The sequence below is a fragment of the Paenibacillus chitinolyticus NBRC 15660 genome, assembly GCF_000739915.1.
In the GTDB taxonomy this organism is placed as follows: Bacteria; Bacillota; Bacilli; order Paenibacillales; family NBRC-103111; genus Paenibacillus_F; species Paenibacillus_F chitinolyticus.
In genome coordinates, this window is sequence record NZ_BBJT01000019.1 from 40,493 (window position 1) to 63,778 (window position 23,286).

General features: G+C 53.6%; 21 protein-coding genes and 1 other RNA gene. 20 read left to right on the forward strand and 2 right to left on the reverse strand.

Annotated elements, in window-relative coordinates; genetic code table 11:
* Positions 1 to 271: 271 nt before the first annotated feature.
* Positions 272 to 2,350: a transglycosylase domain-containing protein gene (locus tag PCH01S_RS27220; protein WP_042235189.1), complete on the reverse strand. Its 2,079-nt coding sequence runs from the start codon at positions 2,348 to 2,350 to the stop codon at positions 272 to 274.
* A gap of 375 nt (positions 2,351 to 2,725) precedes the next feature.
* Here PCH01S_RS27220 and speE point away from each other — a divergent pair, with 375 nt between their 5' ends.
* From speE to argS, 4 genes are all read left to right on the forward strand, one after another.
* Positions 2,726 to 3,553 (forward strand): polyamine aminopropyltransferase, encoded by an 828-nt coding sequence (speE, locus tag PCH01S_RS27225; protein WP_042235191.1) that lies wholly within the window; start codon positions 2,726 to 2,728, stop codon positions 3,551 to 3,553.
* A gap of 34 nt (positions 3,554 to 3,587) precedes the next feature.
* On the forward strand, positions 3,588 to 4,457 hold the full coding sequence (gene speB / locus PCH01S_RS27230) for an agmatinase (RefSeq protein WP_042235193.1): 870 nt from the start codon (positions 3,588 to 3,590) through the stop codon (positions 4,455 to 4,457).
* Positions 4,458 to 4,730: 273 nt separating this feature from the next.
* Positions 4,731 to 5,147 (forward strand): YwiB family protein, encoded by a 417-nt coding sequence (locus tag PCH01S_RS27235; RefSeq protein ID WP_042235196.1) that lies wholly within the window; start codon positions 4,731 to 4,733, stop codon positions 5,145 to 5,147.
* Positions 5,144 to 6,817, forward strand: coding sequence for an arginine--tRNA ligase (gene argS / locus PCH01S_RS27240; protein ID WP_042235198.1), 1,674 nt, complete (start codon positions 5,144 to 5,146; stop codon positions 6,815 to 6,817). Before PCH01S_RS27235 ends, argS begins: the two co-directional genes overlap by 4 nt.
* Positions 6,818 to 6,994: 177 nt before the next feature.
* Here the strand turns inward: argS and PCH01S_RS27245 are convergent, their stop codons facing one another.
* Entirely contained in the window at positions 6,995 to 8,173 is a 1,179-nt protein-coding gene (locus tag PCH01S_RS27245) for a S8 family peptidase (RefSeq protein ID WP_042235200.1), read from the reverse strand.
* A 370-nt stretch (positions 8,174 to 8,543) separates the two neighbouring features.
* Between PCH01S_RS27245 and rpoE the strand changes: the two genes are divergently transcribed.
* The 16 genes from rpoE to PCH01S_RS27320 all read left to right on the forward strand — a co-directional run bounded on the left by rpoE (position 8,544) and on the right by PCH01S_RS27320 (position 23,219).
* Positions 8,544 to 9,131, forward strand: coding sequence for a DNA-directed RNA polymerase subunit delta (gene rpoE / locus PCH01S_RS27250; protein ID WP_042235203.1), 588 nt, complete (start codon positions 8,544 to 8,546; stop codon positions 9,129 to 9,131).
* A 299-nt stretch (positions 9,132 to 9,430) separates the two neighbouring features.
* Positions 9,431 to 11,047 carry a CTP synthase gene (locus PCH01S_RS27255; RefSeq protein WP_009671614.1) on the forward strand — a complete coding sequence of 539 codons (1,617 nt, stop codon included), beginning with the start codon at positions 9,431 to 9,433 and terminating at the stop codon, positions 11,045 to 11,047.
* A 160-nt stretch (positions 11,048 to 11,207) separates the two neighbouring features.
* The gene (locus tag PCH01S_RS27260; protein WP_042235205.1) at positions 11,208 to 11,588 is read left to right on the forward strand and encodes a response regulator; all 381 of its coding nucleotides are present in this window, start codon (positions 11,208 to 11,210) and stop codon (positions 11,586 to 11,588) included.
* A 157-nt stretch (positions 11,589 to 11,745) separates the two neighbouring features.
* Entirely contained in the window at positions 11,746 to 12,600 is an 855-nt protein-coding gene (gene fba, locus PCH01S_RS27265; protein WP_009671622.1) for a class II fructose-1,6-bisphosphate aldolase, read from the forward strand.
* A 319-nt stretch (positions 12,601 to 12,919) separates the two neighbouring features.
* Positions 12,920 to 14,179, forward strand: a complete 1,260-nt coding sequence (locus tag PCH01S_RS27270; RefSeq protein WP_042235207.1) for a UDP-N-acetylglucosamine 1-carboxyvinyltransferase — start codon at positions 12,920 to 12,922, stop codon at positions 14,177 to 14,179.
* Between the two features lie 93 nt (positions 14,180 to 14,272).
* Entirely contained in the window at positions 14,273 to 15,565 is a 1,293-nt protein-coding gene (gene rho, locus PCH01S_RS27275; protein ID WP_009671576.1) for a transcription termination factor Rho, read from the forward strand.
* 54 nt (positions 15,566 to 15,619) lie between these two features.
* On the forward strand, positions 15,620 to 16,882 hold the full coding sequence (locus tag PCH01S_RS27280) for a radical SAM protein (protein WP_042235209.1): 1,263 nt from the start codon (positions 15,620 to 15,622) through the stop codon (positions 16,880 to 16,882).
* Between the two features lie 104 nt (positions 16,883 to 16,986).
* Positions 16,987 to 17,184, forward strand: a complete 198-nt coding sequence (rpmE, locus tag PCH01S_RS30025) for a 50S ribosomal protein L31 (protein WP_016423669.1) — start codon at positions 16,987 to 16,989, stop codon at positions 17,182 to 17,184.
* 100 nt (positions 17,185 to 17,284) lie between these two features.
* The gene (locus PCH01S_RS27290) at positions 17,285 to 17,686 is read left to right on the forward strand and encodes a hypothetical protein (RefSeq protein ID WP_042235213.1); all 402 of its coding nucleotides are present in this window, start codon (positions 17,285 to 17,287) and stop codon (positions 17,684 to 17,686) included.
* A 94-nt stretch (positions 17,687 to 17,780) separates the two neighbouring features.
* Positions 17,781 to 18,045, forward strand: an RNA gene (gene ffs, locus PCH01S_RS30030) — signal recognition particle sRNA large type.
* A 260-nt stretch (positions 18,046 to 18,305) separates the two neighbouring features.
* The gene (locus tag PCH01S_RS27295; RefSeq protein ID WP_255246871.1) at positions 18,306 to 19,682 is read left to right on the forward strand and encodes an ATP-binding protein; all 1,377 of its coding nucleotides are present in this window, start codon (positions 18,306 to 18,308) and stop codon (positions 19,680 to 19,682) included.
* An 86-nt stretch (positions 19,683 to 19,768) separates the two neighbouring features.
* Positions 19,769 to 21,508, forward strand: coding sequence for a DNA polymerase III subunit gamma/tau (dnaX, locus tag PCH01S_RS27300; RefSeq protein WP_042235218.1), 1,740 nt, complete (start codon positions 19,769 to 19,771; stop codon positions 21,506 to 21,508).
* 35 nt (positions 21,509 to 21,543) lie between these two features.
* On the forward strand, positions 21,544 to 21,855 hold the full coding sequence (locus tag PCH01S_RS27305) for a YbaB/EbfC family nucleoid-associated protein (RefSeq protein WP_009671602.1): 312 nt from the start codon (positions 21,544 to 21,546) through the stop codon (positions 21,853 to 21,855).
* A 62-nt stretch (positions 21,856 to 21,917) separates the two neighbouring features.
* Positions 21,918 to 22,514, forward strand: a complete 597-nt coding sequence (gene recR, locus PCH01S_RS27310) for a recombination mediator RecR (protein WP_042235221.1) — start codon at positions 21,918 to 21,920, stop codon at positions 22,512 to 22,514.
* A 169-nt stretch (positions 22,515 to 22,683) separates the two neighbouring features.
* On the forward strand, positions 22,684 to 22,959 hold the full coding sequence (locus PCH01S_RS27315; RefSeq protein WP_042235223.1) for a DUF2508 family protein: 276 nt from the start codon (positions 22,684 to 22,686) through the stop codon (positions 22,957 to 22,959).
* Positions 22,956 to 23,219 (forward strand): pro-sigmaK processing inhibitor BofA family protein, encoded by a 264-nt coding sequence (locus PCH01S_RS27320; RefSeq protein WP_042235226.1) that lies wholly within the window; start codon positions 22,956 to 22,958, stop codon positions 23,217 to 23,219. The genes PCH01S_RS27315 and PCH01S_RS27320 overlap by 4 nt, the downstream gene beginning before the upstream one ends.
* Positions 23,220 to 23,286: the final 67 nt, after the last annotated feature.

Sequence of the window (23,286 nt, forward strand, 5' to 3'; positions counted from 1 at the left end):
CTTGGAGAAACTTCAATAAAAGAAGGCGCTTCAAGCCTCGAAAGAAGCTGAACACAAATCCTGACCGTCCGGTTTTAATCCGGCTGGAAAACAAAAAAAGCAGATGCGAGCGCTAGGCTTGCATCTGCTTTTTTGTTGTTTTACCGGGAAAGGATCAGCATCACCGGAAAATACTCAGCCTGGCCTTCGCAGGGAGCTGTCTCAACGTCCGCGAGCGAATTCCCGAGCGCGTGTTCCAGCCCGGCTCACGGCCGCTGAGCTGCCGCTCCTGCTACTCGTTCCACCAGCGCTTCATATCTTCCCACCAGGAGCGCGCTCCGCTGCCGAACCCTTTGCCTTTGGCAGCCCGGTTCGTGCAGTACTCCTTCGGCTCCGTGCCGGAAAGGAACGCCTCGTTGCGCGCGCCGGTCGTACAGTCTTCATTGGCGAGCTTGCCGCTCTTCGGATCAATGTAGACGGTCGTGACTCCCTCCGGCACCGGGAAGAGCTTAGGCGGAATCGCCTCCAGGACGGCTTCGGTGTAGCCGGCGAAGATCGGCGAAGCGAGATGCGATTCCGCCGTGTTGATCGCACGCCCTTTGTCGTAGCCGACCCAGACGGCGGTGGCCAGCTCGGGCGTGTAGCCGACCATCCACGCGTCGGTGTCGGTCGTGCCCGTCTTGCCCGCGACGGGCCGTTTGATCGTGGCGGCCACCCGGCTGCCGGTACCGCCCTCCTCGAATACGCTCTCCATCATATGGGTGAGCACGTAAGCGGGCGCGGCGTCGGCGACGCGTTCGCTTTTCGGCGCAGCCTGGTAGAGGACGCTGCCGGCCATATCTTCGATCTTGATAATGGCCGTCGGCTCGACTCGGACTCCCTGGTTGGCCAGGGCCGAGAAGGCGGCCACCATCTCGTACGGACTGACCGGATAAGTGCCCAGCGCGAGGGAGGGCAGCGGCTTCAGATCGCCCGTAATGCCGAATTTCCGAGCGTTGTCGATGACCTTCTGGGGGCCGACCTTCAGAATCGTATCGACCGCGAAAATATTGTCCGACTTCGCGATCGCCCGGCGCATGTCGATGTCCGCATTCTCGTACTGGTCATTGTAGTTGCGGGGCGTGTAAGACTGCCGGCCCTCGTCGTATTTGAAGACGGTCGGTTCGCTCCGGACCGTGCTGAGCGGCGTAAAGCCGTTCTGCAGAGCCGTCAGATAGACGAACGGCTTGAAGGAGGAGCCCGGCTGGCGGGTCGTCGCAAACACGCGGTTGAACTGATTCGCTCCGTAATCCTTGCCGCCTACCATCGCTTTAACGTAGCCGGTCCGCGGATCGAGCGAGATCAGAGCGCCCTGAATCTCGCTTTCTTTGGGCAACTGCTTGGCCATCTGCTCTTCCGCGATTTTTTGCGCTTTCAGATCCAGCGTCGTGTAGATGTTCAGGCCGCCCTGCTCGAACTGATCTTCCGTGATGCCGAGCTTCTGCACGGCCAGCGTTTTGATATAGTCGCGGAAGTACGGGGCCTGGGAAGGTTTCTTCTCCACCAGCGGCTGAACGGTCAGCTTCTCCTGCTTGGCCGCGTCCGCTTCCTGCTGGGTAATGAAGCCTTCCTTCGCCATCGTCTGGAGCACGACGTTTTTCCGGTCCATCGCATTCTCCATGTTATAGTAGGGCGAATAAAATTTCGGCCCTTTCGGAACGCCTACGAGCATCGCGCTCTGGGCCAGGGACAAGTCCTTGGCATGCTTGCCGAAGAACAGTTGGGAAGCCGCCTCGATTCCATACGTGGAATGGCCGTAGTAAATCTGATTCAGGTAGCTTTCCAATATCTGATCCTTGGTCAGCTGCATCTCCATCTGCACGGCATACACCGTTTCTTTGATTTTGCGCGTCCAGGTACGGTCATGATTCAGATACAAGTTCCGTGCCAACTGCTGGGTAATCGTCCCGGCCCCCTGCACCTTGGACATGCTTTTCAGATTGACGATGGCTGCGCGCGCAATGCTTTTGACATCAAAGCCCGGATGACTGTAGAAGTTCTGATCTTCTATCGCGAGCGTTGCTTTAACCACATACACGGAAATGTCGCTGATCGGCACGATCTTGCGGTTCTGGCCGGAATCCAGCGTATCGATTAAAGCTCCGTTAACGTCAAAAATTTGGGACGTCTGGAGCACCTTCGTGACCGGAAGCGCCTGTGAGCGCAGGTAGAGAAGGAACACCCCTCCCAGTACGCACAGGACCAGGAACGTCGTAAAGGAGAAAGTGAATCCCCGTTTTAAACGGCGAGGCCAGTTCTTGTCCGCTGGACCTGGCGGCTTTTTGTCGGGAGCGGCATTGTTTTCGGGTTCGTTCTGTTGGTCGTCGGCCAAGAGTCACTCACTCTCCTTTCTTGTCGGGCCTAACGGATTCAAGCGCAAGCTTAGGATAAATAATAGCGGCTTATTACACAGTATGGAAAAGCTTTCCGGCCCCTATTCAGGCATTATCCCTTCCGCTTCCTAAAATTTCGTAAAACGGCCCGTCCGTCCTGCAAATTTCTTGCATTTCGGGTTCAATCCTCTATAATACAATTTGTGCGTGCAAACCCTCAAGGCGCAAGGCTCATTCCGCGCATGGATTTACCCGCTTGTGGTACAATGATGAGGATACTATTCAGTACGAAATAATGGAGCGGTCGGTCTCATTTCCGGGCTTGTCCGCATGCACTCCTTACATCACTATACTTAAGAAAAGAGGCTGGGAATATGGAACTTTGGTATACCGAGAAACAGACGGAAGACTTCGGCATCACCGCCAAGATTAAAGAAACGCTGGTGACCGAGAAAACCGATTTTCAAGATCTGGCCATGATCGACACAGCTGAATGGGGCCGCATGCTCGTTCTGGACGGCATGGTTATGACGACCGTAAGAGACGAATTCGTCTATCATGAAATGGTTGCGCATCCTGCCCTGGTTACCCACCCGAACCCTAAGAACGTTCTTGTGGTAGGCGGCGGCGACGGCGGCGTTATTCGTGAAGTGCTCAAGCATCCGAAAGTGGAAAAAGCCGTTCTGGTTGAAATCGACGGCAAAGTAATCGAGTATTCGAAGAAATACCTTCCCGAGATTGCCGGCGAGTTGGACAACCCTCGTGTCGAAGTCATCGTCAACGACGGTTACATGCATATCCACGATCACAAAAATACATACGACGTGATCATGGTGGATTCCACCGAGCCTGTCGGTCCGGCCGTGGAACTGTTCACGAAAGGCTTCTACCAAGGCATCTACGATGCGCTTAAAGAAGACGGCATTTTCGTGGCGCAAACGGACAACCCTTGGTTCAAAGCGGACCTGATTCAAACGGTTAACCGCGACGTTCGCGAAATCTTCCCGATCGTCCGCGTATACGGCGCGAATATTCCGACTTACCCGAGCGGTCTCTGGACGTTCACCATGGGCAGCAAAAAATACGACCCGCTTCAAGTCGAAGAAGCTTCGATTCCCGAATTCGAAACGAAATACTACACGCCGCGCCTCCACAAGGCCGCGTTTGCCCTGCCTAAATTCGTTGAAGATCTCGTAAAATAAGGACCGTTTCCGAACAGAAAGGTGCGATGACCGCATGCGTTTAGACCAAGCTTACTCCGGCAACATTTTTATCGCCGCCTCTGAGGACTACGCGTCCTCCCGTGCCGTACTTTACGGAATGCCCATGGACTACACGGTCAGCTTCCGTCCGGGCTCCCGTTTCGGCCCTGCCCGTATCCGCGAGGTTTCCATCGGGCTGGAAGAATACAGCCCATATCTTGATAAGAGCCTCGACGAAGTGAAATACTTCGACGCCGGCGACCTGATGCTGCCTTTCGGCAACGCGGGACGCAGTCTCGACGTCATCGGCGAATACGTTCGCGGCCTTCTGAGCGACGGCAAGTTCCCGCTCGGTATGGGCGGCGAGCACCTCGTGTCCTGGCCGGTCATCCGCGAAGTGTACGCGAAGTACCCGGATTTGGCGCTCATTCACATCGACGCGCATGCCGACCTTCGCGAGCAGTACGAAGGCGAGCCGCTGTCTCACTCGACGCCGATCCGCAAAGCGGCCGAGCTTATCGGCGGCAAGAACGTGTACCAGTTCGGCATCCGTTCCGGTATGCGCGAGGAGTTCGAGTACGCGCGCAAGAACTTGAACCTGTACCCGTTCGAAGTTCTGGAGCCGCTCAAGAAGGTGCTGCCGGAGCTTGCGGGCCGTCCGGTTTACCTGACGATTGACATCGACGTGCTCGATCCGTCCGCAGCGCCGGGCACAGGCACGGCCGAAGCGGGCGGTATCACAAGCAAAGAATTGCTTGCGGCTGTTCACGCTATCGCAGGTTCCGAGCTGAACATCGTGGGCGCCGACGTGGTTGAAGTGGCCCCGGTATACGATCCGTCCGAACAGACGCAGATCGTAGCGGCCAAGCTGATCCGCGAGATTTTGCTGGGTCTGGTGAAATAACTTTTAATCGTCAACAACATACGATGCGTAATCCCGTCCTCCAGGCCTTGTGTCTGGGGGATTTTTACTCATCGGAGATTTCGCGTGCGACGGTGCCGGCGAATAAAGGCTTTGGGCGGCGGCTGCAATGATCCATTGAAAATACCCGTATGATACTATACACTTAGAGCTAACTTTGCTTTTTGCCGGGCCGCACGGGCGGGAAGACGGTTTTGGCCGATAAATTCCCGGAAGCGGCAGGGCGCAGTCAAGAAAGAACGGAGCGTTCGGGTCATGTCCAACAAGAAAAACGTCCGTATCCGCATAACAAGCGTTGCCGGACAAGAATCGATCATACAGGAAGCCCGCGGAGAGCTGTACATCCGGGAGGGGAAAGTATATGTCCTCTACCAGGAGACATCCGAAGAAATGGGCAGCACCTCGACGATGGTAAAAGCGGGTCCCGAGGAGCTTAAGATCACGCGAAAAGGGCAGATCGGATCCGAGCAGACGTTTGTCGCGGGTCATTCCCGGACAGGCTGGTACCGGATGCCCGAGGGCTCTATCCCTATCGAAACCCGCACGCGGACGTACGTCCGGAATCTCCAGGAAGGCATCGGCGTCATTGATTGGAGCTACGACCTGTATGTAGGCGAGGAACGTGCCGGTTTATATACATTATCGTTAACGATTCAGGAGGATGTAAGATGAATGTGCTCGAGCAGGTAAAAGAAACGCTTAAAGTAACGATAGGCGAGGCCGCGGTCGCAGCGGGGCTCGTACAGGCTTCGGAGCTTCCCGAGATTGTGCTGGAAGTGCCGAAAGATAAGGCTCACGGTGATTTTGCAACGAACCTGGCCATGCAGCTTTCCCGGATCGCGAAGCAGAACCCGCGCGCGATTGCGGAACAATTGATCCAGAAACTCGACAAAGAGAAAGCCCAGATCGCGGAAGTTCAAATCGCGGGCCCCGGGTTTATCAATTTCCGTATGGACAAAAGCTACCTCTATCCGATTCTTGCGCAAGTGGCGGAACAGGCGGACCGCTACGGTGCAGTGAACGTGGGGCAAGGGCGCAGGGTTCAGATGGAGTTCGTCAGTGCGAACCCGACCGGTTCCCTGCATCTCGGACACGCCCGCGGCGCGGCGGTAGGCGACGCTCTGTGCAACGTGCTGGCTCTTGCGGGTTACAACGTTACGCGTGAATATTACATCAACGATGCGGGCAACCAGGTCAACAACCTGGCCAAATCCATCGAAGCGCGCTATTTGCAGACTCTCGGGCAGGATGCCGAAATGCCGGAGGACGGCTACCACGGCGAAGATATTAAAGGATTCGCCGGCGAGCTGGCGGCCGAAGAGGGCGATCGTCTCACCAAACTCGGACAGGACGAGCGTTTGGCTTATTTCCGCGAGTACGGGCTGAAAAAAGAACTCGATAAAATCAAGCGGGATCTCGAACGGTTCGGCGTTAAGTTTGACGAATGGTTTTCCGAGACCTCGATTTATGAAAATAACCTGATCGACGACGTGCTCGGCAAACTCCGCGAATCCGGTTATGTGTACGAGCTGGACGGAGCAACCTGGCTGCGCACGACAGAGCTTGGTGACGATAAGGACCGTGTTCTGATCAAAAATGACGGTTCTTTCACGTATTTGACGCCGGACGTGGCTTATCACCGCAACAAATTCCAGCGCGGCTACGACGAGCTTATCAATATTTGGGGAGCGGACCACCACGGCTATATTCCGCGTATGAAAGCGGCCATGACGGCGCTCGGCTACGATGCGAACCGTCTGACGGTGCTTATCGCCCAGATGGTGAGCCTGTTCCAGAACGGCGAGAAAGTGAAAATGTCCAAGCGTACCGGCAAAGCGGTCACGATGGAAGACCTGATGGACGAAGTCGGCGTCGACGCCATCCGTTACTTCTTCACGATGCGCAGCATGGACTCGCATCTTGATTTCGACATGGATTTGGCGATCTCCAAGTCCAACGAGAATCCCGTGTTCTACGTGCAGTATGCACACGCACGGATTTGCAGCATCTTCCGGCAGGCGGAAGAGCAGGGAGTGGAGCTGCGCGGGCTGGCGCAGGTGGACCTGTCCCAGCTTTCTACGGAAGCCGAGTACGAGCTGCTGCGCAAAATCGGCGAGCTTCCGCAGGAAGTCGCCGTCGCGGCCGAGCTGTATGCGCCCCACCGCCTGATCCGCTACGTGTACGATCTGGCCGGGCTGTTCCACAGCTACTACAGAGCGGAGCGCGTGATCACCGAGGATGCGGAGCAGACACAGGCCCGCCTGGCGCTGCTGGGCGCGCTGCGCACCGTTATCGCCAACGTGCTGGCGGTCATAGGCGTATCCGCTCCGGACCGGATGTAGGCTCCGGCGGCGGCATCGTCCGCTCTGCGGCCGCAAGCATGCGCTCATCCTGCTCCGCGGGGTTTCCCCGCACATGGCTTGCAGCCGCTTCTTGCGCGCGGCGCTTCCGCGGGCGGGGCGGCGGCCGCGTGCAGAGGGTGCACCAAAACAAACAAAGCCTGACGCTTTTCAGCGGCGTCAGGTTTTGTTTGTTTTGAGCAGGGCGGTTATGGCCCGCCTCGCATGGATGAGGCCGGGAGCTTCCGTGCCTTCCGGCTGCTTCGCTTTCGTAAGCGGCGTTGCGCTTCGCCGGAGAATCTGCTTGATCTGCTGCGGCCGCAGGGAGGGCCTAACCGACAGCATAAGCGCGATGACACCGCTCACATGCGCCGTCGCCATCGAGGTGCCGCTGAGCTCGTTGTACTTGCCGTGCAGCCAGCATGAATAGATGCTTTCTCCCGGCGCATAAATGTCTATGCGTTTGCCGCGGTTGCTGAAGGGAGCGACTTTGTTGACCTTGGTCGTCGCTCCTACGGAGAAGACACTCGGAAAACGCGCCGGATAGTCAATCGCGGCCCCTTTGCCGTCGTTGCCGGATGAAGCGACGACGATGGTGCCGGATTGATAGGCGTTTATCACCGCTTCCTCCAGCGCCCGGCTGTACGTTTTCATCCCGAAGCTCATGTTGATGATGTCCAAGCCGCTGCGCACACACCAGTCGATACCCGCCACAATGTCCGAAACGAACGCGCTCCCGTTCATGTCGAATGCTTTAACCGGGTGGATGACGGCCTTTGGAGCCACCCCGGTAATACCTAACCGTCCCGCCGCGGCGATGGTTCCGGCTATATGTGTACCGTGTCCGTTGTCGTCATAGGGGGGCTGGCTGCGGTTGAGCAGGTTGATGCCCCGGGCGACCGAGGCCTGCAAGTCCGGGTGGTAGTAGTCGATGCCGGTGTCGATAACACCGATCGTGATGCGGCTTCCTTTGGCGTTTTTCCATACGTCCGGCGCTTTGATCTGTTGGATGCCCCAGGGGATAAACTGAGAGCCTTCGGACGTTTTTTCGACGATTTCCGATGTCTTTACTGTCTTTCTGGGCCGCAGCTGGATATTTATGGACGTGTCCTCTTCAATAGAGAGAACGGCGGGATGCTTAATCAATTCCGCGCGGTTACGGATAGGGCAAGAGATCCCCCGGATCAGTCTCAGATCATAGACGGAGGATAGGCTGGAATGCGTATCTTTGTGCAGGCGGATAAGCTCGGTGACCTGCCGGTAATCCCGATCGCTCTGGAAAAGAATGATATGCCGGCGCTCCCCCTGCGATGCCTGGATTTCTTCATGCAGCATCATGAGCAATCGTTTCGAGTCCAAAGCCCCATTCCTCCCATAAACCGAAGGTGCGATTCTGGCATATTATATGTACAGGTCGGGGGGCCCGACTGAGAATAAGGCCTCTTTCCAAATAAATAGGTTCAGTGCCGTGTCAACGTGCTTCTGCCTACATAACATAAAGGGAGAGGTGAAAGATCTCTCGGTTTCAAGGGGCGGAGATGGGCGGATCGCCGATTCGTTCGTAATCGCAGGATACAGTCGGGAAGCGGAGGGAAACCTTCGCTTTTACTCTTGTTTCGGAGGACAGGCGGGCGGGAGTTGCATTTTTACATAAAATAGGTTTTACTTAAGGATGAAATGGGATAAGGTAGTTAAAGTATTGTTAATACGGTGAAGGGAAGTGCCACAAATGAGTAGCCCGTACACACTGAAAATCAAGCCGGAAAAAGCCGCGGAAATGCCGATGGTGGATCTGGCGTTTGAGGTGCTTAAAGCGGCCAACACGCCGTTCTATTATCGCGACCTGATGCAGGAAATCGCGAAAATCAAAGGCTTGGCTGAAGACGAAACGATGAATGTCATTGCCCAACTATATACAGAGATTAATATCGATGGCCGTTTTGCTTGCGTCGGAACAAACCTGTGGGGTCTGAAGCGCTGGTATCCGGTCGAGAAATCGGACGATGCCGTAGGCAACGCCAAGCGTCCGCGCATCATCAACGATGAGGACGACGATCTCGATGAGGATCCGTACTCCGAGGAAGAAGAATACAAAGAAGAAGAGTACGATACCTTCACGGCGGACGGGTTTGACAAGAATGACGCCGAAGAAGAAGAAGAAGAGGAAGAGGAAGAGGAAGAATCCGAATTCTTCGAGGAAGAAGAGCTGGACGAAGAACTGGAAGACGCCGAACTCGACGAAGAAGTGGATGAAGAATCCGAAGACGATTCCGACGACGATGAAGATTTCGAGGCCGACGACGAGAAGGATAAATAATTCATCGCGGCGGTTCTTGACAGAGGATGTCGTTCTTAGTAAACTATTGCATGGGCTTTAAAAAGAACGACCAAATTTACGCCATATAAAAAGTGCCCCGTATACCACGGGTGTCACTTTTTTTGTTTTTTCAGGGACATTATTTGATGTCCCGGAGGTTTTGGTGGAAGCCTAGAAGGGACCGGCCGTTTTCTTGGACTGCCGCATATGCGGCAGGCACTCAGGCGTTCGGTCCCCCACTTTTGTACGGCGAACCTTATGCACCCAAGAATTTAGATATGCTCGAAAGGAGTTCTCAGATGACTAAGTATATTTTTGTAACCGGGGGTGTCGTTTCCTCGCTCGGTAAAGGCATCACGGCGGCTTCTCTGGGCCGCTTGCTCAAAAACCGGGGTCTGAAAGTGACCATCCAGAAGTTTGACCCCTACATTAACATCGATCCGGGGACGATGAGCCCTTACCAGCACGGGGAAGTTTTCGTAACGGACGACGGCGCCGAGACGGACCTCGATCTGGGTCACTACGAACGGTTTATTGACATCAATCTCTCTAAGAACTCCAACGTAACGACGGGTAAAGTGTATTCTTCCGTTATTACCAAAGAGCGCAGAGGCGAATACCTGGGCGGAACGGTACAAGTTATTCCTCACATTACAAATGAAATCAAGGACCGCGTGTTCCGTGCCGGCCGCGAAGCGGGTTCGGATGTAGTGATCACCGAAATCGGCGGAACCGTGGGCGATATCGAGAGCCTTCCGTTCCTCGAAGCGATCCGGCAGATCAAGAGCGACATTGGCCGCGAGAACGTGATGTACATTCACGTCACCCTGATTCCTTACATCAAAGCCGCGGGCGAAGTCAAAACGAAACCGACCCAGCACAGCGTAAAAGAACTGCGCAGCCTCGGTATCCAGCCGCACGTGATCGTCTGCCGTACGGAGCATGCTCTTACGGAAGACATGAAGCGCAAGATCGCCCAATTCTGCGACACGGACCCGGAGGCAGTCGTGGAATGCCTGGACGCCGAGACCTTGTACGAAGTGCCGATGATGCTCAGAGAGCAGGGACTTGACGATATCGTCGTCAACCACCTGAAACTCGGCGGCTCGGCGCAGCCGGACATGACCGAGTGGGAACAGCTCGTCCAGCGTGTCAAAGGCTTGAAAGAAACGACCGAGATCGCCATCGTGGGCAAGTATGTCGCCCTGCATGACGCTTACCTCAGCATCGTGGAATCTCTGGGCCATGCCGGCATCGACAACGGAGCCGAAGTGAAGATCCGCTGGGTCAACGCGGAAGAAGTGTACGATCACAACGTGGACGAGCTTCTCGGCGGCGTGGACGGCATCCTCGTTCCGGGCGGTTTCGGAGACCGTGGTATCGAGGGCAAGGTTATCGCCATCCGTCATGCGCGCGAGAAGAAGATTCCGTTCTTCGGCATCTGCCTGGGCATGCAAGTCGCGGTGATCGAGTATGCACGCGCGCTTGCCAACCTGGAAGGAGCCAACAGCTCCGAGATCAACCCGGTCACGCCGTACCCGGTGATCGACCTGCTGCCTGAGCAGAAGGATATCGAGAACCTTGGCGGAACGATGCGTCTGGGACTCTATCCTTGCAAACTGGCGGAAGGTTCCCTGGCCATGCAGTGCTACAACGACGAGCTGGTGTACGAACGTCACCGTCACCGGTACGAGTTTAACAACGAATACCGCGAAATGATCGAATCCGCAGGACTGCGCATCTCCGGTACTTCCCCGGACGGCCGTCTGGTCGAAATCGTCGAGCTTCCGGACCACCCTTGGTTCCTGGCCGTTCAATTCCATCCGGAATTCACGTCCCGTCCGAACCGTCCGCAGCCGCTCTTCCGTGAGTTCGTGAAAGCAGCCTTTACCTATAAGCAAGAATCCCGGGCGTAATAGCCGGGATTTTTCTTTTTTTTTACTTATTTGTTTATTCTTCCGGATGGCAGGGAGGAAATCGGCAAGTCAATAGCGAAGTAGGGGGGAGTTCGAGTTCGCACGGCTGCAAAGTTCATATTCGGAACTCAGCCTTAAGCTTGTGGAAGGAGGCTTTCCCGTGAGTAAAAAATTCCTAATCGTGGACGATCAGAATGGAATCCGGATGCTTCTTATGGAAGTGTTCAGTAACGAGGGTTACGAGACCTATCAAGCGCCTAACGGCAAAACCGCCTTGGAGATTGTTAAAACGCATTCTCCCGATCTGGTCCTTCTGGATATGAAAATTCCAGGCATGGACGGCTTAGATATTCTGAAGCACGTCAAAAGTATCGATCCCTCCATCAAGGTCATCATGATGACCGCCTACGGAGAGCTGGATATGATCAAAGAAGCCACGGAGCTCGGGGCCATCATGCACTTTACAAAACCGTTCGATATCGACGAATTGCGACTGGCTGTTCATACGCAGTTGATAGAAACTACACCGCTGGGATCCTGATTGCAAGGGGTCCTTTTTTTGTGAAAACTTTCACGTCACCCGGCAGGCTCGGTTACGTTTTGTCAGGGAGTGTGCTATAATAACACCGTATGACAAAAAGAGCGGCAGCGCATCTTAAAAACGATCAAGCCAACACACACAGTAGGAGGAAGAAATCATGCCATTGGTTTCAATGAATGAATTTTTACCTAAGGCTAAAGCAAACAAATTTGCGGTAGGCCAGTTCAACATGAACAACCTGGAGTTTGCCCAAGCGATCACGGAAGCGGCTATGGAGCTGAACTCTCCGTTCATTTTCGGTGTCAGCGAAGGCGCGCTCAAGTATATGGGGATCGAATACACGGTAGCGATCGCGGAAGCGGCTGCCAAGCAGTCCGGCCTTCCGATTGCTCTTCACCTCGACCACGGCAGCTCTTTTGAAGTGGCCATGAAGTGTATCCGTGCCGGCTTCAGCTCCGTTATGTTCGACGGTTCCCACTACTCTTATGAAGAGAACGTACGCCTGACCAAAGAAGTCGTAAAAGCCGCGCACGCAATGGGCGTTTCCGTTGAGGGCGAGCTTGGAACGATCGGCGGCGTTGAAGATGATATCTCCGTAGACGAAGCTGATGCTAACCTGGCTAAGCCGGAAGAAGCGATCCGCTACTACGAAGAAACCGGAGTCGATTGTGTGGCAATCGCGGTCGGAACTGCACACGGCATGTATGCAGGCGAGCCGAACATTCACTTTGACATCATCGAGAAAGTTTCGCAGGCGATCCCGATTCCTGTCGTTCTTCACGGCGGATCCGGCGTTCCGGACGAAATGATCAAGAAAGCGATCGCAGCAGGCGCAGGCAAAGTTAACGTGAACACGGAGAACCAAGTGGCCGCTACAGCCGCTATCCGTGAAGTTCTCGGTGCCGACGCTAAAGTATACGATCCTCGCAAATACCTCACCCCAGCACGCAAAGCGATGGTTGAAGTCGTGAAATCCAAAATTCAACTGTTCGGCAGCGCTAACCAAGCTTAATACCGATTCAGATAGAGACAGAGACGGGAAATGCATCTTAACGGATGCATTTCTCTCTTCTATTTTAGGTTCCGTATCCATCCCAGACGACCCATACTCCCTTAAAAGTTGACAACGCGCGTAAACTGCGTTTTATTTAGATATGTACACTTGATTTCTATCCAGGAGCCAGCCCCCGATTTAGCGGGCGGCCTTCTATTTTGTATGCAGCCAAACACGAGCTGCTTCTAGTTGTTCCAGCAGTTCACTTTTGATATTTTTACAAATTGTAGTTAAGCAGCTAAGCTATCTACCGGAAGCAGGGGGAAGATAACGCATTATGGAAAAATTAATGATCGCAGGCGGACGTCCGCTCAAAGGGACAGTAACAATCAGCGGGGCCAAGAACAGTGCCGTTGCTTTAATACCCGCCGCGATACTCGCCGAATCGACGGTTACCTTGGACAATTTGCCGCACCTCAGCGATGTGGCTATCTATACAGAAATTCTTAGCGAACTCGGGGCTTCCATCGAATGGAACAACGAGCAGATGATTATCGATCCGAGCGCCATGAAGAGCAAGCCGATGCCCAACGGCAACGTAAAGAAGCTTAGAGCCTCCTACTATCTTATGGGAGCCATGCTGGGAAGATTCGGCGAGGCCATAATCGGTCTGCCGGGCGGCTGCAATTTCGAGCCGCGTCCGATTGATTTGCATATCAAAGGGTTCGAGGCGCTGGGTGCCGAAATTTCGAATGAGAACGGCTCGCTGCATATTCGGGCCAAACAGCTCCGCGGAGCCAAAATTTATTTGGATATGGTCAGTGTAGGCGCAACCATCAACATCATGCTTGCCGCCTCCCGTGCCAAAGGCTTCACTTTGATTGAAAATGCGGCCAAAGAGCCTGAAATTATAGATGTAGCAACACTCCTCAACTCCATGGGAGCGAAAATCAAAGGAGCCGGTACGGAAACGATCCGCATCGAAGGGGTAGACGAGATGCACGGCTGCCGTCACTCCATTATCCCTGACCGTATCCAGGCGGGGACTTACATGATTGCCGCAGCCGCAACGCGAGGAGACGTAACGGTAGATAATATTATTCCGAAGCACATGGAGGCCATGACGGCCAAGTTGCAGGAAATGGGTGTTGAAATTCACGAGATGGATGAGTCGATTCGCGTGGTGGGTCGTGCTCTTTACGACAGTATAGATGTAAAAGCGCTGGTTTATCCCGGCTTTGCGACGGATCTTCAATCCCCGATGACGAGTCTGCTTACGCAGACCACCGGTGTGAGCATGCTGACGGACCTTGTCTACAGCAACCGGTTCAAGCATGTGCCTGAACTGGTCCGCATGGGAGCCAAGATCAAAGTAGAGGGCCGGACAGCCATCATCGAGGGTGGTACGCTAAGTGCGGCGAAAGTGAAAGCAAGCGACCTGCGGGCAGGCGCAGCCTTGGTTATTGCGGGTCTTACCGTGCCGTCCGATGTTACGGAGGTTACAGGCGTGGAATATATTGACCGCGGTTATGACAATCTTGTTGCCAACCTGACTCTACTTGGCGCGGAAGTATGGCGCGAGAACGGCGAAGAATAGGCCCGGAATAAGAAAGCGGCCTTAGGGCAACACTGGGTACTAGCTTTTTAGTTTTGTGGAATTAATAACTTACTAGTTTGGTGGTTGAATAGAATGGATATGCACCTCGCGCAGTTGGAGGCACTCAAGCTTACGGAGCTTTACAAGCTCGCCAAAAAATATCAGATCCCATACTATGGGCAGCTTAAGAAAAAAGAGCTCATCTTTTCCATTCTGCGGGCCCAGGCGGCGGAAAGCGGCCTCATGTTTATGGAAGGAGTTCTGGAGGTTCTGCAGGAGGGCTTTGGTTTCCTGCGTCCGATTAACTACCTTCCGAGTACGGAGGACATCTACATTTCTGCCTCCCAGATCCGTAAATTCGACCTCCGCTCAGGAGATCTTGTCTCTGGAAAATGTCGTCCGCCGAAAGAGAACGAGCGTTATTTCGGACTTCTGCATGTGGAAGCCGTCAATGGCGAAAGCCCCGACACGGCTTCCGAACGTCTGCACTTCCCGGCTCTCACGCCGCTGTATCCCCAGACGAAGGTTGTTCTCGAAACGTCTCCCGAGAAGCTCTCGACGAGAATCATGGACCTTATGGCACCCGTCGGTCTCGGACAGCGCGGTCTGATCGTTGCGCCTCCGAAAGCGGGGAAAACCTTGCTTCTCAAAGAAATCGCGAACAGCATTTCCACGAATTATCCGGAGATTGAGCTATTCGTTCTTCTGATCGACGAACGTCCGGAAGAAGTGACCGATATGCAGCGTTCCGTTAAAGGGGAAGTTGTCGCTTCCACTTTCGATGAGCTGCCGGAAAATCACATCAAGGTAGCGGAGCTTGTTCTGGAACGGGCGCAGCGTCTTGTGGAACATAAGAAGGATGTCGTCATTCTTTTGGACAGCATTACCCGCTTGGCTCGAGCTTACAACCTCGTTGTTCCGCCGTCCGGCCGCACATTGTCGGGGGGGATCGATCCAGGCGCGTTCCATCGTCCGAAGCGTTTCTTCGGTGCCGCCCGGAATATCGAAGAAGGCGGCAGTCTGACCATTCTGGCCACCGCGCTCGTCGAAACGGGATCACGTATGGATGACGTCATTTATGAAGAATTTAAAGGCACGGGGAACATGGAACTTCATTTGGACCGTAAACTTGCGGAACGCCGTACATTCCCGGCTATCGATATCCGCCGTTCAGGCACGCGCCGCGAAGAAAGTCTGCTTACCAAGGAAGAACTTGAGAAGGTATGGGGATTGCGTAAGAGCATGAACGATACTTATGAATATACGGAAGCTTTCATCAAGAAACTGGGTGAGACGAAGACGAATCAGGAATTTCTGGATTCCCTGGAGACCAACAACGGGAACGTTACGCTGGGTAAAGGGAAAATGAAAAATTCCGCTTCCTAAGTATAGGTTGCTGAAAAATTCGCTTCCATCTCCCATTCAAAGGAGTACCTGACAATGAATGTGGTTTATGCGGACCCGTCCGGCAATGTATTCGATCATCCCGATTACGAAGCGCTCGGACGGAGCGCCGATCAGATTGTGGAACTATTGGAAGAAGAGTTGATCCCGCTGCCGGAGGGGGCGACTTTGGTAAGTCTGCCTCATACGAGAGCGGTCGGGATAAACACGGAAACGGGCGAAATGGAAGTCCTGCCCGGGGAGTATGCGGCCGTTGGCGCGCTTCTGCCCCAGGGTTTTACACGACTTATGCTGCCCGGTTACGTGAAAACCGATAAAGAGGAGAAGTTTCCTCTATTCGGTTATACGGCCGTCGTGTGGAAAGACGGGGCCTTCTACGTCGCCGCGGAGCAGTGCGACGATCCGGAACCGTGGAACCCGCGCAACTGCGATCCGGACGAGCTGGAGGTCAGCGTTGAAAAGCTGCGCGCCCGGTATCCGGAGAACCGCCTGTACGAGCATCTGTCCAAATGCGCGCTGGAATACGAATGCCTGACCGCGTCGAATACCTTCCTGAACCGCTGGGAAGGCGCGGTGCCGGTTTCTTTCTCCTGCAACGCAGGCTGCTTCGGCTGCATCTCGGAACAACCCGACGACAGCGGTTTTCCCGCTCCGCAGACACGGATGAACTTCAAGCCGCAGGCTAAAGAACTCGCCGAAGTCATGCTGGAGCATCTTAAGACGCCGGACAGCATTATTTCCTTCGGTCAAGGCTGCGAAGGTGAGCCGTCCACTCAGGCCAAACTCATTATCGAGGCGATGCGCGAAGTGCGCAGCCGTACCGATATGGGCTATATCAATATCAATACCAACGCCGGTTTAAGCGACCATATCCGCGGAATTGTAGACGCGGGACTTGACCTCATGCGGGTCAGCACCATCTCCGCTCTCGACGATCACTATAACGCGTATTACAAGCCGCGGGGCTACACGCTCGCCAACGTCGAAAAATCGCTGAAATACGCTACAAGCAAAGGCGTCATCACATCGATCAACTATCTGATTTTCCCGGGTGTTACCGACCGCGAAGAAGAAGTGGAAGCGATGATCGAATTTGTGCGCCGAACCGGACTGCGTCTGATCCAGATGAGAAATCTCAATATCGATCCCGAGAGCTATCTGAATCTGATTCCGAAAGCCCAAGGAGACATTCTGGGTATGAAGCAGATGCTGGAGATTTATCGTGAGGAACTGCCCGATGTGGTAATCGGTTCGTACACGCATATACCGGCTTTCTTCGACCGTGCCCAGCGGGCTTGAACAACCCCATTGCAATAAAAGATACACTCATGCTATAATGAGTTTATGTGTCATCATAACTCTGGTTCGACGAATAGATCCAGGGCGGAAAGAGGTGAATGGGAATGAAACAAGGGATCCATCCCAACTATCACGAAACAACGGTAACTTGCGCATGCGGCAATACTTTCGAGAGCGGTTCTGTTAGAGAGAACCTTCGCGTAGAGATTTGCTCCAACTGCCATCCGTTCTTCACCGGCAAACAGAAGTTTATTGATGCCGGCGGTCGTGTGGACAAGTTCAAGAAGAAATACGGTATCTAATTCGAGGCTTTTCCTCAATTCGGATTGCATAACACAATCCCCCCGGGTCATCCTAATAGCGTGCCTTGCACGAAGTAGGATACCAAGGGGGGTTTTTGCTTTGGGAAACGTTATTGTCAAGCGGTCCGCAGGAGGCTTATTGGCCGCTCTTGTGACGGCCGCAGCCATAACCGGATGCAGTCCGGGTCAGCCCGCCGGTCCGAAAGCGTACAATTACTCCAGTGACGGATATTTGGGCACGACAAGCGCAAATCCGAACCTGGCGTTAAACCCGGGCTACCACACTTACCAGGTCGACTCTGACATCGCTCTGTCGGTATTGGGACGGCTGAAAGGCGTTGTGGACACTCAACTTCAGTTTAAGGGTCCGATCGGTTACGTGAAGCTTTCCGTCCCGCGGGGGACTCCGCCGGAGAAAGCGGCCGCGATCCGGGCACAGGCCGAACAGGACCTGCACACGCAATTGCCGAGATACCGGTTTATCGTTACCGTTAAACGGTAGAAAAACGCTTTTATTCCAGGATCATATCGCTGTCTTTTGGTAAGTTTCTCCCCGGAGTTGCACTTTGCTTCACAATGGGCTATACTTATTTTTGCCGTGCTAGACGGGGAGGTAGCGGTGCCCTGTTGCCCGCAATCCGCTGTAGCGGGGTTGAATCCCTGTTAGAGGTACTGTCGATGTGAGGTCTGGCCTTTACACGTGGTGTTGAGAGTCGGGTCCTTCGCAATGAGCACCAGTGAACCCGGTCAGGTCCGGAAGGAAGCAGCCGTAAGCAGGACCGCCCATGTGCCGAGGGGTTGCCTAACTTGAGCTAACGATAAAGGTACGCTCGTATCGCTTTATCAATAACAGGTGCACGGCCTTATATAAGATTACAAAAAACGAGCCTTCCGGCAACGGAAGGCTTTTTTGCGTTCTCTTTTTCTACATAAAAATGACAGTTCGTCGATTTTTGTTTTCCAATAGAAGGAAAATGCTAAAAATGAGAGAATAGGTAAACATTCGCAGTCTTTCGGCTTAAAGCTGTTATAAAGAGGGGGAAGGACAAATGTTGGATGCCAGCCTTCATCATATAGGGGTGTTCATTTCCGCAGCTGAGCTGGGAGTAAGATTGGAAGAAATGTTCAAGGGCTGTTTGATTGTAGCCAATGCTCACAATGAGATGGTGTACGCAAACGAGCCATTTTTGAAACGTACCGGATATACCGCGGAGGATATGAAAATGGCGCCTTTTTCGGAGGTCATCCAACTTCCTGAACCGGTTGACTGTTTTTATAGCCGGCATTTCGATATGGGCAGCGACAAGACGGACGCCAAATATCCTATCGCGATCGTCAAAGACAGCCAGGGGTTCATTCAGCTGCAGAAATGCAGCATGCTGTTTGCGGAAGTGAACAGTGAGCCTCATTACCTCTTTCTGCTCGACGACCTGGAGGAAGTCTCGGAACAAAATTTGCTTCAGCGTTTCTCGGGTACCTTTCTGAGGGATGTCAATTTGGGCGTTCTGCTCATAGATACCGAATTCCGGCTCGTGGATATTAGCGATATGGCCTGCCGGGTGCTGGGCTTTCATAAAGAATCCATCCTGTTCAAAAGAATAGAAGATATCTTTGCTTCAGTCCCTCCGGAACACCGGCTTGTTGAGAGAAGTCTTCTGGACGGCAGAATCGTAAGGAATCATGCGGTATCTTGGATGAACAATCAAGAACGGTACGAACTGCTGCTGGATTCCAACTTACTGAGGGACAATGAAGATCAAATCGTTGGCGCTTACATTATTTTTAAAGATGTGACCAACCTGCGGTCTCTCGAGGCCCAGGTTCAGCGCAGCGACCGCCTGGCCATGATCGGACAGATTGCCGCGGGTACGGCTCACGAAATCAGAAATCCGTTAACGTCGATTAAGGGATTTTTGCAGGTGCTTAAGAAAACGTTCGAATCCAAGGATATGGCCAAAGAGCAGGGTTATATCGATGTCATGCTGGATGAGATTAACCGGGTAAACGAACTGGTTAACGAATTTCTTCTCCTCGGCAAGCCGAAGAACGTTCTGCTGCAGAAAATCGACGTTTCCACGGTAATCAAAGGAATACTGCCGATCATCAACAACGAGGCGATTCTACATAAAGTGCACATGAACTACGAAGAATCCAGCGGACTGCCGCCCGTTATCGCCGACCAGGAGCTTTTAAAGCAGGTTTTTCTGAATATATGCAAAAACGGCATTGAGGCGCTGACGGATGGAGGCACCTTGACCATAGTGGAAAGACTCGATCCCGACGGCAGATTCGTGAATATCGAAGTGCACGATACAGGCCCGGGAATCCCGGTTTATGTCATCGATAAAATATTCGATCCTTTCTTTACGACCAAAGAGGAAGGAACGGGACTCGGACTATCGGTCTGCCAACGGATTATCCACGATATGGGCGGTCATATACGCGTATCGTCCAAGGGCTACGGAACGACCTTCACTGTCAGCATCCCCTGTACCTGATTCCCGCGCTTTCCGAGTTTTATTCCCGCCCGGGTTATAGTATAATGGGTTCAATAATTCAGAACGAATTATTGGAGAGTAAACCTATGACACATATTGCTTTATACCGGACTTGGCGATCCCAAGCGTTCCGGGAGTTAGTCGGCCAGAAGCCGATCGTACAGACGCTGCAGAATTCTCTGCGTGAACAAAGATTTACCCATGCTTATTTATTCAGCGGTCCCCGCGGTACAGGGAAGACGAGCGCGGCCAAGATTTTGGCCAAAGCCGTTAACTGTGTACACGGGCCTGCCGAAGAACCGTGCAATGAATGTGAAGCCTGCATCCGGATCTCCCAGGGCTCAGTCATGGACGTCGTCGAAATCGACGCCGCATCGAATCGCGGTGTGGAAGAGATTCGCGACATCCGGGACAAAGTGAAATATGCACCGACGGAAGTTCGGTACAAAGTATATATCATCGACGAAGTCCATATGCTGACCACGGAAGCTTTCAACGCCCTCCTCAAGACGTTGGAGGAGCCGCCGGCTCACGTTATCTTTATTTTGGCTACGACGGAACCTCACAAGCTTCCCGCTACTATCATCTCCCGCTGTCAGCGGTTTGATTTCCGCCGCGTGTCGATGGAAGAACAAGTCGGGCGGCTTGCCTACGTGTGCCGTGAAGAGAACATCGCTATCGAAGAAGAGGCTCTTCACTATATTGCGCGCCTGTCGGAAGGCGGGATGCGGGATGCCTTAAGCCTGCTGGACCAGGCATCTTCTTTTGCCGTGGGAACCATTGCCGCAAGCGATGTGGTCGCCATGACGGGCGGTCTGGCATCGGATCAGTTTGAGAAACTGGTCGGAAGCATGAAGGAGCAGGATATCGGCGCCGCACTCGAACTGATTGATCAGTTTATGCAGGAAGGCAAGAGCGCGGATAAATGTATGGAGAACCTGATCCATTATTTCCGCGATCTTCTGATGATCCGTCTCGTTCCGGATTCGTCCGTGCTGACGGAACGCGTTTTCGATGTCGCCAGGCTGGATCAGGTTGCGTCCCGTTTCGGGACCGATCAGCTTATCGCGATCATCGAAGTGCTGAATCAGTACCAAAGCGAGATGAAGTACTCCGTGCAGCCGCAGACGATCTTGGAAGTCGCGGTTATGAAAGCATGCGGAGCGATCGCTTCGGGAGGCGGGAGCCGCCCGGCTGAGGCTCCGCCGGCTTCGCGCTCGGCGGGTGAGCCGGAACCGGAAGCCCTGTCCCAGCTCACCCGCAGAATCCAGCAGCTGGAAGAGCAGCTTGCCAAGCTGATGCAAGGGGGAGTCCCCGCTGCGGGAGCGCAGCAGCCGGCCCGGTCTCCGGTAGCGCCGCGTTCGTCTAACGCTGCGGTGCGCAAGGCTTCGGTCCGGCTGGACGATTTCACGTCCGCGGTCGAAAGCCATCATACCCGGGCCTTGCTCGGCAAGTGGACGCAGATTCTGGCTATGGTCAAGGAACGGAAGATCACCGTTCATGCCTGGCTGGTGGACGGAGAGCCCGTCGCCATTCACGGAGACACGGTTCTGGTGGCTTTCAAAAGCGCTATGCACCGTGACACGACAGAGAAACCGGCCAATAAGCAGCTGATTGAGCAAGTGATTTCCGAAGCGCTCGGAGAAACGCTTAAGCTGGCGACCGTCATGCAGAAAGAATGGAAGGAAGCCCGCGAAGGCGCCTCCGAGCCTGCCAGGGAAGAAATGACGCTGCAAGCCGAAGACTCGGAACCGGACAAAGAACCGTGGGTGGACGAGGCGATCAAGCTGTTCGGCGAAGACCTGGTGAGCATTAAGGATGAATAAGGGATCAGCCCCATTAAGACGAAGGAGTTGGGAATATGAATAACATGAACCAAATGATGAAACAAGTGAAGAAAATGCAGGAACAGATGCTGAAAGTCCAAGAAGAACTCGGGAGCAAAACCGTCGAAGGAACGGCCGGTGGCGGCGTAGTTACGGTCACTGCGAACGGGCATAAGAAAGTGACGGCAATCGCCATTAAGCCGGAAGCGGTCGATCCGGACGATGTCGAAATGCTGCAAGACCTTGTTCTGACAGCCGTGAACGATGCGCTTAACAAAGCGGAAGAACTGGCTGGCAAAGATATGGGCAAATTTACGGGCGGAATGAATATTCCCGGTCTGTTTTAAGGTAAAGGGCTTCGTAAGAAGCCTTTTTTCCATCTTTATTTACAAAAAGGAGAAACCCGGCGTTGCATTATCCAGAACCGATTTCCAAACTAATCGACGCATTTACACGCTTGCCCGGCGTCGGCCCCAAAACAGCCGGACGTCTGGCTTTTCACGTTCTCCGAATGAAGGAAGAAGACGTGCTTGATTTTGCCAAGGCGCTCGTGAACGTCAAACGCAATCTGCACTACTGTTCCGTCTGCTGCAATATCACAGATATCGATCCGTGCCGCATCTGTCAGGATAAGAGCCGTGATGCATCCGTTATCTGTGTGGTTCAGGAGCCGAAGGATCTGGTTGCGATGGAGCGGACGAGAGAATTCGACGGCTATTATCATGTTCTGCACGGCGCCATTTCTCCCATGGAGGGCATTGGACCGGATCAGATTCACATTGCCGAACTATTGAAGCGGCTCGGAGACGAGCAGGTCAAAGAGATGATTCTGGCAACCAACCCCAATATAGAAGGAGAAGCTACGGCCATGTATCTTTCCAGGCTGGTTAAAGGTTTCGGCCTCAAGGTGACCCGTATCGCGCATGGTCTTCCTGTCGGGGGAGATTTAGAGTATGCGGATGAAGTGACGCTTACCAAGGCGCTTGAAGGCCGCAGGGAGATTTAGGCAGCTCTCTTCTTGGTTTGCACTGCATTCTTGATTGAAAATAATAGTTGGCCGCCCTTCTTTTGAAGGCGGTTTTTTTGTTTTCGGACAGGTTCTAATCAGGCCCCTCCTCTCCATAGGATAGTAAAAGCGACAGCTCATGGCGATTATGAGTACAGGGGGGAAAGGCATGAATGACCTGAGGAAGAGTGCATTCTCGTTTCAGCGGGGGACCCGAAAAACAGCCGAACAGGACAAGCAGGAGCTGCTGGCCGAGATCAGATTGGCTCATTCGCAGTGGAAAACGGCGCAGCACCATTTCGAGCACGCATTGGAAAAAGACGAGATTGATTATGCCATCTATGCGGTAGAAGCGGCGGAAAAACGCTACGAAATGCTGCTCAGGCAAGCTAAAAAGCTGAACGTGACGTCCGCTTATCATATTACTGCCGAGGTGCGGGGATGAAAACGGCCGTATGGGGAATGCTTGCTTTGTCGGCCGGAGCCCTGCTGGTTTTGTTGGTTCGCCAGCCGGGCGCCCGCAAAATTTTTTCGAGCATCGGTGTACATGTTGTAGTGGCTGCATTTCTGCTTTATGGTGTACAGTTGTTAAGCGGATATTCCCGGTTCGAACTGCCGATTAACATCTACACGGTAGGAACCGTATCCGTTCTAGGAGTACCTGGATTGATGCTTCTGGCCGCTCTTAAAGTCGTGCTTGTGTAAGCTGCTAGCGTTTATATTTCACATGGTTAAAATTGTATGTTTAAAAATTGTTGACTTCGTATTTATG